This window comes from Phaeodactylibacter xiamenensis, from assembly GCF_965229835.1.
Classification (GTDB): domain Bacteria; phylum Bacteroidota; class Bacteroidia; order Chitinophagales; family Saprospiraceae; genus Phaeodactylibacter; species Phaeodactylibacter xiamenensis.
The window spans coordinates 5,277,993-5,292,158 of record NZ_OZ245931.1 but is presented as its reverse complement, the minus strand read 5'-3'; the positions used below and the strand labels follow the sequence as shown (position 1 = coordinate 5,292,158).

Here is a 14,166-nt window from a genome sequence, read left to right as displayed (position 1 = left end):
CTGTTAACTTGCCTGCTGATTTTGCCCTGACCAAGCCATTATCGCAAATACCAATTTCACGTACAAACATTTTGAGCCAATTATTCAAATCTTTAGTGCCCGAAGAAGCCGCCCTTCAATTGGAGGCTATTATTCAGTCTGCAACAGATGGCATCATTTCTATTGATGCCAGGGGGCGGATGGTTTTAGTCAATCAGGCAGCCGCTAAACTTTTTGGATATTCGAAAGCTGAAATGCTCGGGCAAAGCATCAATATGCTCATGCCGGCGCATCATGCCCAACAGCACGACAATTATATTGCCCGCTATATGAAAACCGGGGAGGCTCAAATCATTGGTATTGGCCGCGAAGTAATGGCTCAGCGCAAAGACGGTTCCCAATTTCCGATCAGGCTAAGCATTAGCGAAGTGGAAATGGGGGAACGCCGCTTATTTACTGGTATCGTCCATGACCTGACCCAGCAAAAGACGGCAGAATCGGCACTCCAAAGGGAAAAAGAGCGTGCCCAACGGTACCTGAATATCGCTAATACGATCATTGTAATTCTTGACCGCGACGGCAAAATAAAGTTACTCAACGACAAAGGCCGGAAGATTCTTGAAGTCGAGCCCAATGAAGCGATTGGCAAGGACTGGGTGGACCATTTCATCCCTGACAACTACCGGAGTGAGGTCAAAGTGGTCTTCCGGGCCCTCATGGATGGCAGGGACATTGAGTACTATGAGAATTATGTGCAGTCTGCTTCCGGAAAACAACACCTGGTGGCCTGGCACAACACTCTACTAAGAGATGACAACGGAGAGATCACCGGCACTCTAAGCTCCGGTATTGATATCAGCGCGCAACGGGAAGCAGAAGACCGGATCATCCGGCTCAATCAGGAGCTTGAGAAGCGGGTCGCTGCCCGTACGGAAGAGCTTGCCGAAGTGGTCAATCAGCTGCTTGGCATCAACAAACAGCTAAAGCATGAGATCAAAGAGCGGGAAACCGCCGAGGCTGCACTGAAAACCAAAGAGAAACAGCTGACCACCGCCCTGGAAAAGGAAAAGGAGCTCAACGAGCTCAAATCCCGGTTTGTCTCCATGGCTTCTCATGAGTTCCGGACTCCGCTGAGTACGATCCTGTCCTCTGCTGACCTTATCGAAGCTTACCAAAAAGAAGAACAGCAAAAGAAACGGCTTCGGCATACCCAAAGGATCAAGACCTCGGTAGCCAACCTGACCAGTATTCTCAACGATTTTCTGTCGCTGAGCCGGCTCGAAGAGGGCAAGCTAAGCTTCAACCCTTCCGAATTTGAACTTACAGCAGTCTGGAAGGAAGTGGAAGAGGGCGTACAGGGCATGCTTAAGAAAGGGCAACAGCTAAATATCAAAGGTCTTGAGCAAATTCCCGACCTGAATACAGACCGGAGAATACTCCAGAACATTTTCTACAACCTGCTTTCCAATGCCATCAAGTACAGCGGTGAGGGGCAGCCCATAGATTGCAGGGTACATTGTAAAAACGGAGATTTAAAAATCGCCATACAGGACTATGGCATAGGCATTCCTGAATCCGAGCAACAGCATTTATTTACTCGCTTTTTTAGGGCTCACAATGTAGAAAACATACAGGGCACGGGGCTCGGGCTCAATATCGTCAAAGGCTATGTGGATCTCCTGGGCGGGCATATCACTTTTGAAAGCGTACCCGAACAAGGCTCAACATTCAGGGTAACGATCCCCTTAAAGCACCACTAAAAAACACTCAGCTGGCTGTATGCCATGATTACTGGTACCCGCTCCATTTAAAGAACGGGTATTCTAACTATATTTGAGGACTGTAACCAGATAAAAAACAGCGATGAAAAAGATCCTAGTCATTGAAGATAATGAGGAAGTACGTGAAAACCTGGAAGAAATCCTCGAGCTTTCCGGCTATCAGGTGACAACCGCCGAAGATGGCAAAGTAGGGGTGGAAAAAGCCCTGACCAATCCGCCTGACCTCATCCTGTGCGATGTGATGATGCCCCACCTCGATGGGTTTGGCGTGCTCAATATCCTTAGCAAGAAGAGCGCGACTTCCAATGTGCCGTTTATTTTCCTCACCGCAAAAACGGAAAAATCAGACTTCCGCCGGGGCATGAACCTCGGGGCCGATGATTACGTCACCAAGCCTTTCTACAAGGACGAGCTGCTTGATGTCATCGAAACCCGCCTGGAAAAAAGCGAACGGCTCAAAAAGCAGTTTGACAAAACCGAGCAGGGCCTCACGGCTTTTATCAATGAAGCGAAAGGGTACGAAGAACTCCGCAAACTATCGGATGAGCGGAAAGTCAAACACTATAAGCGGCGAGACCTCATTTTTGAGGAGGGCGACTATCCACGCTATCTCTACTTTGTTAAATCAGGGAAAGCCAAAGTCTTTAAGACCAACGAGGACGGGAAGGAATACATCATTGAAATCTGCAAGGAAGGGGACTTCTTCGGCTACCTGGACCTGCTGAAAGAAGAAAAATACACAGAGTCAGCAGCTGCCATGGAGGAGACAGAGATCAGCCTGATCCCCAAAGAGGATTTTTCAAAGCTGTTGAATGCCAACCGGGATGTAGCTTCCCAGATGATTAAAATGCTGGCCAGCAACGTCACTGCCAAGGAGGAACAACTGCTCAACCTGGCGTACAATTCCGTGCGGCGGCGAGTAGCGGATGCCATCCTGCTCCTTCACGAAAAACAGGGCGAAGGCAACATCAGTATTCTGCGGGACGACCTGGCGCGGATCGTAGGAACCGCCAAGGAGAGTGTTATCCGTATGCTCACAGAGTTCAAAGAGGATGGCTACATTGAAGTGATTGACGGTGCGATCAAGATCGTTGATCCGGAGGGGCTTCGCAATATGCATGCTTAAAACTCCGGCAGGCCACGGTGGCCCACCTAACAGAAGAAGCAGCTGAACGTACGCTCAGCTGCTTCTTTTAGTTTGGTCTGAAATGTTGGAACTATTGCCCCAGGATGTAGCGTATGCCTACATTTCCATAGCCAGCACCGAAGCCACTCCCGTAGCCGTTGATGAAAACCGTTGGCACCCAGTCTACGCTTATGTTAACCGGAGTGCCCCTAAATGCATAGTCCAGCCCCAGGTAGCCTTGTATACCGAAGGACGCGGCCGAATTGTTGTCATCAAGAAAGGGATCATTGAAGTTCCAAAAGAAGACACTAGCTCCGCCACCATAGTACCAGTACAGTCCTTCAAGCCCTTCAATGTCTAACAGGTTGTGGACCTGATAACTCGCGCTGAGGTTTACCCAACGTCCATACCCCCCTCCACGTGTCCCAACGTAGGCTTCTACGGCGTGTCCGTTATCATTCAGAAAATGCTTGATAGAAAGGGAAAGTGGATAACCAAGCCGGGCACCCACAGCAGTACGGTATTCTTGTGCAGTAGCAGAATTAGTAATCAGCATAAAGCTGAATAGCAATGGCAGGAAAAACAATAGTCTTTTCATAGTAAAAAGTTTATGGTTAATTAGGAGTAAACTTTTTATCCGATTCACATAATACGTTGTAAGACTATCCCTTTATTCAAACATCAAATATAAACGTTTCATTGGAATAACGATAAATCAGGTACTTTTTTCTCCCTATCATTGCATAAAACTGACGAGCTGCCCGATCTCATGCAGGTCGGGAATACTCTCCAGAAAATTAGCATCTTTGCAGGACAACTCCAGGTGAATGACCGTTTGCCCATCCTCCGATAAACAGTAAATATGCTTCCTGAAAAAATCATAGTAGCGGACCCGCTCCCGCTCCGTATAGGTTAAGGCAGGTTGTTCGCCCAAAGTGATTGCGGCAGTGGCTTTTGCCAAATTAGCACCCGCCCAGTCTTCGAGCGATTGCCCGCCGGAAGGCAGGAATTCGTACACCACCCGGGACTGACCGTAGTCGCCTTGCTTGTACAACTTTTGAATGCTTCTTTCCAGTTGCCAGCCCTTTGGATAGGTCAGAATGAGTCCGTGCTCCACTGTATCCGCTTTGTAATCCGCTTCAAGTTCCGCGGGCGAAGGCAGTACCGGTGGATGCGCCTGCCCCCGGGCATCGAGGTACCCAAAGCGGTCATCGGATACGAATTGCGCCACGGCGTTATTTTCCGCCAGTATCTGACAAAGTTCCTGCGTGGTGGTGTAATCCCCGCAACCTTTAAGCATCCGGTACCTGATAGGCGTCAGCAGCTCCCCTGTCGTCCTCAGCAGGCCAAAGCGCCCCTCCTGCTGCCCTACGAGCACGCCCTTAGCAAGTGCCCGCAAATGCCCATAGACGGGCTCCACCAGCAATTTCCCCTCCCGGTCTGTAAAGCCCCAGCTATTGTCCTGCGTTTGTACCAGGTAGCCGTCCAGGTTCACCGGAATGAGACCGGCGTATTTGCCCGGGCTAATGACCCACTGCCCCTGGGTATCGATAACGCCAGTTTGCCCGTTTTCCAAGGCTACGGCCTGATGGCCATGAAAGGGGTGGATGAGGTCAAACTGTGGCGACAGGAGCATGGCGGCGCGATCGTTGATCAGGCCCATTTCCCCACCTGCAAAAGCCCAGTAGGTGGTGTCATCGCGTGGGATCAGGCGTTCATACACGAAGGGCACCAGCGTATCCCCTGAAAGATGCAATATCCCCTGCCCTCCATTGCGTTGAGCCAGCAGCAGGCTGTCGCCTAAATATTCCAGCTTTTCAAAGTAGATGGGGAACAGCGTTCTGCCGTCCGTTTGTACCAGACCATACCGCTCTTCCAGTTTGACCAGGGCAAGGCGGGGGTGCACCGGCTCAATCTCATCGTATTGGGCGGGGAGCGTCGCACGGTTCTCCCCATCACGCAGCCCGGTCCGGCCTTTTTCTGTGAAGGTTTGAAAGTGTGCGGCATTAGCTGCGTCACGCCAACGCCTAAGTTTGCGGGGTACTTCCTGCATGGCTTTTAGCCAGACCCAGTCCTCCTGAGCACCATCCGCTGTAGCGACCTGCCAGCCCCAGGATTGCCTGGACTTAATCTGGTACACCAAGGATTCCCGCTGATCGGCACGCTGAATACTTAGCGCATCTCCTTTTAGCTGCCACCTTGCTGTTGTTGATTGTGCGCTACGCCCGTCCCAGTAACGGGCATGCCCGTTTTCTGCCAGCAGCCAGTATGCGGCTCCGCCCTGCACGGCCATCCAGCCAGAAGCATCTTCCGTTGCCTGCACCATCCGCCGCTCTACGAGCTGCTGCTGTCCGGATAGCCGGTTGTGTACCAACTGCCGGTCCCAGCGCCCGGAATTATCCCAACGGTATTCATAGGTCCGCCAGGCGGCCAGTTGCCCCTTATCGAGCCAAGATTCTGCCACGGGCCAGCCTTCCGCATTGAGCAAATAAGCAAACGCCCGCTGCCCATCTATGCTGACCAACGAAAGGCGACTAGCTTCAGGCGTACCGGAAAGCTCAGGCATTACGGCGAGCAGTGTATCCATAGCTGCGGTCGGGGCCGCTGCGGGTCTCAGGGCGGTGGTGTCATAAAACAACCCGGCCGTGCCAGGTGCCCTGTGCCATAGCTGACCGGTGTGGAGCCGGGCCTGCATTGCACCCTCTTCGCCCAATTCCAATGTCCACTTTTGGGCGGCCCCGTAAACGGGCATACGGGTTACCTGTAGCTGATCCACGCCATCGGGCCGGCTGCATTGGACCTCAGACAAGGTAGCCTGCTCAAAATCCCATGCCCCGGTCTGCTCACTGACGGTGTAAGTCAACAGATAGGCACGCGTACCGGGCGCCTCAGCCGGAAAGAGCCATTGAGGAGCAGTCTGCGCTAAGACACCTGTGACAGACAGGTAAAAAACGGTGGCGATAAAAAGGCCCGCCCGAAGCGAATTAATCATATGCTCAAAATTTTCTCTTACCAAAATAAATCGGCAGCAATACCATCTGCCATAAAACGGTGGGTACCGGGCAGCCAGTATTTGCCATGCGCAGAAACCACCTGCCCCGCCGCCTCAAAACGGGCAACTTCCCGCTCAAAGTGTGCCGCATATTCCACTCCAAACCGGCTCCGGATAGTGTGCAGGCTAACCCCCCAGATGGTCCGAAGACCGGTCATCACATATTCATTGTACTGATCGGCGGTGCTGAGTTCCTCCTTTTCAAACAGCCCTAAGCCGATAGCCTGGCCCAGATCAGGGGATGCCATCGCTTTGAGGTACTTCGCGTTATTGGCCACGTTCCACTGCCGGCTATGCCCGTTGAAGCTGTGGGCAGAGGGGCCAATGCCGAGGTAGGGCTCCCCTTTCCAGTAGCTGCTGTTGTGCAGGGCGTAGCGCCCGGGCAGGGCAAAGTTGGACACCTCGTACTGCTCATACCCTGCGGCCCTTGTCATTTCTACCAGCATCTCAAAGTGGCGGGCAGCGGCGGCTTCCTCCACCGGGGGGACTTTGCCTTTTCTGACAAAATAGTCGAGGGCGGTCTGCGGCTCTACCGTCAGAGCATAGGCGGAAAAGTGGGGTACTTCGGCTTCCAAAACCGTTTGCAGATTGGCTGCCCAATGCGCATCAGGCATGGTGGGCGCGCCGTAGATGAGGTCGACGGTAAGGTCGCGGAAACCAGCGGCGCGGGCGCGTTCCACACACTGACGGGCTTCAGCCGCATTATGTGCCCGGTTGAAAAAGGTGAGGTCTTCTTCGTAAAAAGACTGAATGCCAATGCTCAGCCGGTTGACCGGCGATGCGCGCAGGGCTTGCAGCTTTTCCGGTGTGAGGTCATCAGGGTTGGCCTCAAGGGTGATTTCGGCATCCGGCGCAAGTTCGAAGTGCCGGGCAACGGCGTCGAAAAACGCAGCCAGTTCCTCCGCTTCCAGCAGGCTGGGGGTACCACCGCCGAAGTATAGGCTTTGTAAAGGCTCCTTGGGCAGGTAATCCGCGCGCCAGTGCAGCTCCTTCAGCATGGCTTCCACTACCTGCGACTTGTACTTCAGCGAGGTGGAGAAGTGGAAATTGCAGTAGTGGCAGGCTTGCTTGCAAAATGGAATATGAAAATAAATACCTGGCATGTACCGTAGTTTAAGCCTCTAAAAACGATTCTAAGGCTTCCAATAGTGCCTTCGGTGCCTCGGCGTGCACCCAGTGCCCGGCTTTCTCAATAGTCTTAAGCTGATAGTTAGGGAAGTGGGCTTCCAGGTCAGGCAGGTCGCTGTCCTGAATATAATCGGAGCGCCCGCCACGCACAAACAGCGTGGGCCCTTCGAAGGGCGCGTGCTGCCCGGGCAAAGCATCCAGGATATCAGCATAGTGATTCCACAGGGCATCCAGGTTCATTTTCCAGCGGTAAGCACCAGATTTGCTGCGGGTCAGGTTTTTTAACAAAAACTGCCGGATGCCAAGGCTTTTGATCTGCGCTTCCAGCATATCCTCGGCTGCTCCCCGGCTGTCGATCGCGGACAGGTCCAGGCTTTGCAGGGCTTTGAATATCTCCTCATGCCCGCCGGTATAGGCTTTGGGGGCAATGTCCACCACAATCAATTTGTCCACCATGTCCGGGTAATGTTGGGCGAAGGCCATGGCTGTTTTGCCGCCCATGGAGTGCCCCAGGATGTGGGCTTTGAAAATCCAGTGAGACTCCATAAAGTGGTGCAGGTCCTCGGCCATGGCGGTATAGGTATGTGCCTCATCGTGGGGCGAACGCCCGTGGTTGCGCTGGTCTACCAGATAAACGGTGAAGTGCTCCGCCAGTTTTTTGCCAAGGGTCTGCCAATTATCGAGGGTGCCGAACAGCCCGTGCAGTATGATGAGCGGTTCGCCTTGTCCGAAGCTTTTATAGTTGAGTTCGAGCATGGGTGAATTTTGGTTTGTGCTAAGGTAGCACAAACAATCAGAAGGTATGCAGCTGCAAAAATTAGCATTTTTAGACAAACCAACTCACATAACGAACACAGAGGTATATGGTTTATTCCGTTCCCCCTGAAGTCTACTCTTATCTCACCAGATGTACTTCCCCCGACTCAGTCTGCTGAAACGCAGCCAATCCATCCCGAAAAGTAATCGAAAGAAAATAAGTATATACACCACCTACACAAGGCTCGCCTCTACAAACCCCATCCCAGCTATTGTTAATATTATTACTGATAAAGACTTGACTACCCCAGCGATCAAAAATTTCCAAATGAAAGGACTGCACCTGACATTGCCCTTGCACCAGAAAACGGTCATTCGCCCCGTCCCCGTTGGGTGAAAAGGCATTGGGGACATAATAGCATGAACCCCGCTCTACCTGACTACAATCTAAACCGTTGTAAACAGCACTATCCAAAATACCACAGTAGGTATGTACGGCATAAACATAGCTCTCTCCAAGCGTATCCAATGTAAGCGTGCCAGCAACCAACTGTTGCCCAATGTAATATTCAACCTCTTCTGCAACAGGCAAAACAACCGACAGTCTATCCCCTGCACAATAGTCTGTCGATACCAAAGCGCTGTCGTCAAATAGGCTGACCACCCCCGAGCAATCCTGCACCTCTATCGTAAAAGTGCCAATCTGCCCGCATTCATCCAGAAAAACAACAGCCTCATAAAAACCTGGGACTTCAAATACCCGTGAGCCACCTGAAACCAGACTTCCTTCCAATTCATACGAACGGTAGGCTGTAGTATCAAAAAAGTACGATTGCCCGGCTAGCAGGATCGTATCTGCCGGGACTAACGATGCCACCCGGTAAAGGCTTACATCATCAATAAAGTGAAAATCCGTAAAGCCAATAACTGTATCAAGATAAACGGTAGCTTCGTCCGGGGTAAAATTGCCCAGCACCAGCATATCTTCGTCTCCATCTGCCTCAAAACACCCCCCTATTTTCACCCACTGCCCTGTAGGAAGGAACTCGGTATTACTCAGGTCAGGCACTGCCAGAAGGATATCGTCATCAAAGACAAGACCGGCACTGTTGGTCAGAAGAAGCTGATAATTTTGGGTAATGACCTGAAAAGGCAAGGTGTAAATCCAGAAAGCTCCATAGTAACGCTCAGGGCGAAGTGGCGCTTCAAGCGGATAAGCCAAATACTCCCGCGTAACATTAGGCGGTGTAGGATCACTGTCAAACCATACACAAGAAGATAAACCTGTACCGCTGTGAGGAGCAGGTAGGATCGCAGGGTTAGGACCCAAAAAGTTACAATTGAAATAATCGGGCGTGCCAAAAAAAGTCACCCAGTCCGTAGCATACCCTTCGAAGTGCCCTTCGTCTGTAGGGCACTGCTCGAACGATTCGAAGTCACCATTAGGAATCAGGTTCTGCCCGGGTAATTGGCCCGGGCAGAACGATGCTATCAGAAAAACATATAGGATTTTAGTGCTTGACAAATCTCAGCGGTTTGATTTGGGGATGGTTGACCCGAATAAGATAAACCCCGCCGGGTAACTTAGATACATCTAACCGGGTTTGAACATCATTCAGCTGAAAGGATGTGATCGCACGGCCATTTACGTCCAGCACCTCAGCCGATAAGCCCGGCTGCAGGCCACTTATATTGACATACAGCTCTGATTGTACAGGGTTGGGGTAAACCCAAGCCCCATTCGAACCATTGGTGCCTACCGGAACAAATTGCCTCGTCTCTCCTCCTCCTCCTTGAAAATTTTCATTGGGATCTATTGTGAAATAGCTGTAGGCAGACACTTCCCCACAATTATTAGCAGCTACGCATTCTACTTTGAAACATTTCCCGAGATGATTATTGTCATCCAGGAAATACTCGTCCCCGTTCGCATCCTCAAAGTTTGCAAAACTATAGGCGGCAGGCTGGGTTAAACCGTTTAATGATTCCGTATTCGACAGCACTAAAGCCTCATTAAATCCAGTGCTACATTCTACTTCGTAAATATTATAAGTGATTTCATCAAGTGGCTCACTGGAGGAGATTACAGGCAAAATTGAGGTGGTGATTTTTCCAAGAGCAGGCCCATTGGGTGCTAGGGCAATCGCCTCTGACCCATCGTTTGGAGGATCAGTTCCGTTATTACTGTCCACATCAAAAGGGACACCGAATTGAAAATCAACACTGGCGTTTGAAATCCCATTAATGTAGAGGTAGTGGCTCCAGGTATTGGTTAATCCCCTATTTTGGATACACCCAACTTCTTTTTTATTACAGCAGCCCTGCGTAATTTCAAGTTCTACCAAATCACCAACTACACCTTGAACAAAGGGGTCAATATCAAAATGGTAACGCTCACAACCTTCCGAAAGACCAACACTTGGCCGACCTCCAATCCGCAGACAATTAGGCGAACCAAGGAGGCTAACCCGATTCCCAAAACGGTCCAGTCCAAACAATTTTGCGCTGAAACACACCTCTTCTGTTGTCCCCCAATAGTATGTTGACGCAAAGGGTTCACTGATGTTTATACAATTCCCACTGTTCACACAATATTCCTGAGGACTGAAATCAATATCAAAGGGAGCATTATTGGGATCTAAAACTACATTATTGTTTTGTGGCCCATAAAAAACCTCAGGCTGAACCAGCAATTCGAAATCAACCGAAGACTGATTGCCCTGGCTTGGAAAATAAATGTAAGAAGTTGGATCGGTTATCCCCATCGGAGAAATAACTTTTATATTCCAGAAACTATCCGTACCTGAAACATTAGAGTTTATTAAGGTAGGTTTTGTATAGGGTATGGATGAGTATTTTTTGCCAGATCAAAGAACGCCCGGAACCTCGTAGCCTAAGCTACGAAGGTGAGGACGAGATGCAGAGCTGGTGAAAAAGACCATTCAGAGACATACAAAATTTGCGTTAATAAACTCTATTAAATGAATAGTCTCCATTAATATCGGTGGTGGTTTGGTATGTAAGGAACATAGCGCCTATACTACCTCTAACCTGAACCGTTACCCCCTCAAGAGGAGTATCTGAACAAGCTAAATAAACTGTTCCAGAATATTAAACCCCATAAAGGAATACCAAATTTGTGAATAAAAAAGCGAAGGTAATAATTGTTCTCATTGCAATTGGAGTCAGTTATTAATTCATTTTCCAAATCTTTCGCGTGCGAAAGGTCAGTTAAGAATATTAAAATTACAAGAAAAAACATAATTATTCAAGCAAACAATGACATTTAAGTCTTAATATCTTTTGACAACCTTCAACATGCGCTATGTTAAAATCAGGCAGTAAGATTCGGAGCAACACGAACAAATCTTTTTGAGATTGTTTTAGCGGTCTATCTAACCAACATAAAATCAATAAGAACAGGAACAAACTTTCTAAGCACAGAATTACTTCTTTACCAAAAACCCTAATTTCTATAAAAATGCTTTAGTACACATAAGCCGACGCCGGCGTACGCCCCTCCTCCCAGTCTCCCTCCGTACGGTAAGGGTGGAAACGGCAGAACAGCTCCTCTTTGTACCAGCCCAATTCACGGGTACGGCGGACCACCTCTTTGTGGTATTTGCTGCGGTAGGCGTAGGCGGTCATGAGTTCACTGTTTTGCCAGAGGCTGAAGGTAGCCTGCTGTACAAGGGGCAGCTCGCCAATGCCTACGGAAAAAAGCAGCCCTTCCTTGTCCTCCACCGAGCGGCTTACCGGGGGCACAAAACGCCAGAAGCGCCAAAGGTGGTGGGTGTGAATGGTCGCCCGGGTGATCACGGCTACCGGGCGGGCGGGGTCGTAGTCTACAGTGATGGGGAAAGGCATTTCACCTTCCCATTCACCATGTGCCTTAGCGGCCTCCATGTAGACCGTCCACCAACCGGCGCAACGCTCCCGGAATTCCGCAAACAGCGCATGTTTTTGAAAGAAGCGCTCGGCCGCACCTTCGTTTTCCCATACTCCAAGCAGGCCATAAACACCGAAGTTGGGCCAGATGCTAAAGCCATTGCCCGCCCCGCTACCCAGCATTTTGTGGAAACGCAGCCCCTCTACCTGAGCCAGCGCCTCGCCGGCCAGCCCCATTTGCTTGAAGCCCCACCAACGGTTGGGCAGAGACTGATACCGGAAAAAGGAAATGGTGGTAACGGATTGAGATGCAGTCATAGTTGTGTTGTATTGATGTGTACAACAGCAGCAACCGGGGCAATTGTTGCGCCCGCGTTAAAAAAGCCTTTGTGCGTTAAATCGAGGTTAAACAACGGGAAGTTGAGGCACCCAAACATAAGGATGTTGCGTTATGGTATTGTGTTCCGTACATTCGTCAAAAAATCAAAAACAACGAAAATATGAACCAGTTATCACTAAAGAAGGCGCTGCTGACCCTAACCATCGTGGCAGCCGGCACCTTCACCACCTTCGCCCAGCGCATTGCCTATGTGAATGTCAATACCATTCTGGAAAGCATTGACGAATACCAGGCAGCGCAGCGCGACCTCGACAAAACCGCACAGGCATGGCGGCAGGAAATCGCTCAGGAATACGATAAAATCAAGGGGATGTACAACCGCTATCAGGCGGAGCAGGTCCTTTTGAGCGAAGACGAGCGGCAGCGCCGTGAGGAAGAAATCATGGAGAAGGAGCAGGAAGTGCGCGACCTGCAAAAGTCCCGCTTTGGCCCGGAAGGCGATTTATTCAAGCTGCGGCAGGACCTCGTGCGCCCCATTCAGGAACGCGTCTACGCTGCGATTGAAGAATATGCTCAGGAGCGCGGCTATGACTTCATTTTTGATAAATCCAGCGGTGCCGGCATGATCTTTTCCAACCCGTCTTACGACAAAACGGAAGACGTCATGAAGAAGCTGAAGTAATAAGGTGCAGGATTTCAGGCAAAAAAGCGCGAAATTCTTATTTTTGCACCCGCAAAAAACAAAGATCAACCATTTGATCCAATACAAATTCAAACCGCATACGAATGAAAAGTTTGTTGAAAATCACTTGTCTTGTAGCCCTCTTTGCAGCGACCGCTGGTACGCTACAGGCCCAAAAGTTTGGCTATGTCAACTCTGCAGCTATCCTGGCTGAAATGCCGGAGGTAAAGCAAGCGGATGCCAACCTTGAAGCCCTGCAAAAGCAGTTGCAGAAAAAAGGCCAGAGCATGCTGGAGCAGTTGCAGCAAGACTATGGTGTCTTGCAGCAGAAAGTTCAGAGCGGCGACTTGTCTCCTAAGCAACAGGAGGAAGAAGCACAAAAGCTGCAGGCACGCGAGCAGGAAATTGCTGCTTTTGAGCAGGACATGCGCAAGCAGGTTTCCGATAAGCGTGAAGAACTACTGGGCCCGATCTACGAGAAGGTCAATCAGGCCATCAAAGATGTGGCAGAAGAAAATGGCTTCCAGTTCATTTTCGACCAAAACGTGCTGCTTTACGCTGAAGATTCTCAGAATGTGAATGATTTGGTAAAGGCGAAGCTGGCCAACTAAGCCTGCCGGCAATGCCCAACCTACCCATCGGTATATTTGATTCTGGCATAGGCGGCCTTTCGGTCGCCCGTGCCATTATCGATTTACTCCCTTCCGAGCCCTTCCTCTATTTCGGCGATACCGCCCGTATTCCCTACGGCACTAAGCCTGCCAATACCATCCGTCAGTACAGCCTGGATATTACCCGTTACCTGATCGAGTCAGGTGCTAAAGCTATTGTGGTGGCTTGCAATACCGCCTCTGCTGCTGCATTGGGCACCTTGCGGTCTGCCTGGCCAGACATACCCATTGTAGGTATGGAGCCGGCCGTCAAGCCTGGTGCCAACGCCACGCAAACCGGTGTGGTGGGCGTACTCGCTACCGCCGGCACTTTTAAAAGTCAGCGCTATGCGGACCTCATGCAACGCTACGCCAGTGGCATCACGCTGCTGGAAGACCCTTGCATTGGCCTGGTGGAGCAAATCGAAGCCGGCGAGCTCGATACCTCGGCTACCCGGCAACTATTGGAGGCTATCCTGTTGCCTATGATCCGGCAGCAGGCCGATACCTTTGTGCTGGGCTGTACCCACTACCCTTTTGTAGCACCGCTACTGCAGGACATCATCGGCCCGGAACGAACTATCATCAACCCGGCTCCCGCCGTAGCCCGCCAACTACAACGGGTCCTTACCGAGCACCACCTGCTCGCCTCCCCTTCTGTGGAAACCAGGCACCAACTCTTTTTCTCCGGCCCTCTGCAGGGCACCAAAACCCTTGCCCGGCATATGATCGGGCCTGATTTCACCGTAGAGCGCCTTTCAATGTAAGAGCTTGTTTGGATTTC

At 50.6% G+C, this 14,166-nt stretch carries 12 protein-coding genes; 5 read left to right on the top strand and 7 right to left on the bottom strand.

Annotated elements, in window-relative coordinates; all coding sequences use genetic code 11:
* Positions 1-71: 71 nt before the first annotated feature.
* Positions 72-1,739, top strand: coding sequence for a PAS domain S-box protein (locus ACO08I_RS20155; RefSeq protein ID WP_421946904.1), 1,668 nt, complete (start codon positions 72-74; stop codon positions 1,737-1,739).
* 103 nt (positions 1,740-1,842) lie between these two features.
* Positions 1,843-2,886, top strand: coding sequence for a response regulator (locus ACO08I_RS20150; protein WP_282783670.1), 1,044 nt, complete (start codon positions 1,843-1,845; stop codon positions 2,884-2,886).
* A gap of 91 nt (positions 2,887-2,977) precedes the next feature.
* Here ACO08I_RS20150 and ACO08I_RS20145 read toward each other — a convergent pair whose 3' ends face one another.
* From ACO08I_RS20145 to ACO08I_RS20115, 7 genes are all read right to left on the bottom strand, one after another.
* Positions 2,978-3,484 (bottom strand): hypothetical protein, encoded by a 507-nt coding sequence (locus ACO08I_RS20145; protein WP_044216762.1) that lies wholly within the window; start codon positions 3,482-3,484, stop codon positions 2,978-2,980.
* Positions 3,485-3,622: 138 nt separating this feature from the next.
* Complete coding sequence (locus tag ACO08I_RS20140) at positions 3,623-5,878, bottom strand: hypothetical protein (RefSeq protein ID WP_421946903.1); 2,256 nt, start codon at positions 5,876-5,878, stop codon at positions 3,623-3,625.
* A 17-nt stretch (positions 5,879-5,895) separates the two neighbouring features.
* Positions 5,896-7,041, bottom strand: a complete 1,146-nt coding sequence (hemW, locus tag ACO08I_RS20135) for a radical SAM family heme chaperone HemW (RefSeq protein WP_421946902.1) — start codon at positions 7,039-7,041, stop codon at positions 5,896-5,898.
* A 10-nt stretch (positions 7,042-7,051) separates the two neighbouring features.
* Entirely contained in the window at positions 7,052-7,822 is a 771-nt protein-coding gene (locus tag ACO08I_RS20130) for an alpha/beta fold hydrolase (RefSeq protein WP_044216766.1), read from the bottom strand.
* A gap of 139 nt (positions 7,823-7,961) precedes the next feature.
* Positions 7,962-9,347: a gliding motility-associated C-terminal domain-containing protein gene (locus tag ACO08I_RS20125; protein ID WP_282783677.1), complete on the bottom strand. Its 1,386-nt coding sequence runs from the start codon at positions 9,345-9,347 to the stop codon at positions 7,962-7,964.
* Positions 9,334-10,587 (bottom strand): T9SS type A sorting domain-containing protein, encoded by a 1,254-nt coding sequence (locus ACO08I_RS20120; protein ID WP_421946901.1) that lies wholly within the window; start codon positions 10,585-10,587, stop codon positions 9,334-9,336. Before ACO08I_RS20120 ends, ACO08I_RS20125 begins: the two co-directional genes overlap by 14 nt.
* 721 nt (positions 10,588-11,308) lie before the next feature.
* Entirely contained in the window at positions 11,309-12,028 is a 720-nt protein-coding gene (locus ACO08I_RS20115; RefSeq protein ID WP_421946900.1) for a hypothetical protein, read from the bottom strand.
* Between the two features lie 182 nt (positions 12,029-12,210).
* Here ACO08I_RS20115 and ACO08I_RS20110 point away from each other — a divergent pair, with 182 nt between their 5' ends.
* The 3 genes from ACO08I_RS20110 to murI all read left to right on the top strand — a co-directional run bounded on the left by ACO08I_RS20110 (position 12,211) and on the right by murI (position 14,149).
* Positions 12,211-12,732: an OmpH family outer membrane protein gene (locus ACO08I_RS20110; RefSeq protein WP_421946899.1), complete on the top strand. Its 522-nt coding sequence runs from the start codon at positions 12,211-12,213 to the stop codon at positions 12,730-12,732.
* 104 nt (positions 12,733-12,836) lie between these two features.
* Positions 12,837-13,343, top strand: a complete 507-nt coding sequence (locus ACO08I_RS20105; RefSeq protein WP_282778843.1) for an OmpH family outer membrane protein — start codon at positions 12,837-12,839, stop codon at positions 13,341-13,343.
* Positions 13,344-13,354: 11 nt separating this feature from the next.
* Entirely contained in the window at positions 13,355-14,149 is a 795-nt protein-coding gene (gene murI, locus ACO08I_RS20100; protein ID WP_421946898.1) for a glutamate racemase, read from the top strand.
* Positions 14,150-14,166: the final 17 nt, after the last annotated feature.

What these genes read in the sequence shown, in the direction of transcription:
- ACO08I_RS20110 (WP_421946899.1), top strand. Translation starts at nt 12,211, where the DNA reads ATGAACCAGTTATCACTAAAGAAGGCGCTGCTGACCCTAACCATCGTG.
- ACO08I_RS20150 (WP_282783670.1), top strand. Translation starts at nt 1,843, where the DNA reads ATGAAAAAGATCCTAGTCATTGAAGATAATGAGGAAGTACGTGAAAAC.
- ACO08I_RS20120 (WP_421946901.1), bottom strand. Translation starts at nt 10,587, where the DNA reads ATGGGGATAACCGATCCAACTTCTTACATTTATTTTCCAAGCCAGGGC.
- ACO08I_RS20105 (WP_282778843.1), top strand. Translation starts at nt 12,837, where the DNA reads ATGAAAAGTTTGTTGAAAATCACTTGTCTTGTAGCCCTCTTTGCAGCG.
- ACO08I_RS20145 (WP_044216762.1), bottom strand. Translation starts at nt 3,484, where the DNA reads ATGAAAAGACTATTGTTTTTCCTGCCATTGCTATTCAGCTTTATGCTG.
- murI (WP_421946898.1), top strand. Translation starts at nt 13,355, where the DNA reads ATGCCCAACCTACCCATCGGTATATTTGATTCTGGCATAGGCGGCCTT.
- hemW (WP_421946902.1), bottom strand. Translation starts at nt 7,041, where the DNA reads ATGCCAGGTATTTATTTTCATATTCCATTTTGCAAGCAAGCCTGCCAC.
- ACO08I_RS20115 (WP_421946900.1), bottom strand. Translation starts at nt 12,028, where the DNA reads ATGACTGCATCTCAATCCGTTACCACCATTTCCTTTTTCCGGTATCAG.
- ACO08I_RS20130 (WP_044216766.1), bottom strand. Translation starts at nt 7,822, where the DNA reads ATGCTCGAACTCAACTATAAAAGCTTCGGACAAGGCGAACCGCTCATC.
- ACO08I_RS20140 (WP_421946903.1), bottom strand. Translation starts at nt 5,878, where the DNA reads ATGATTAATTCGCTTCGGGCGGGCCTTTTTATCGCCACCGTTTTTTAC.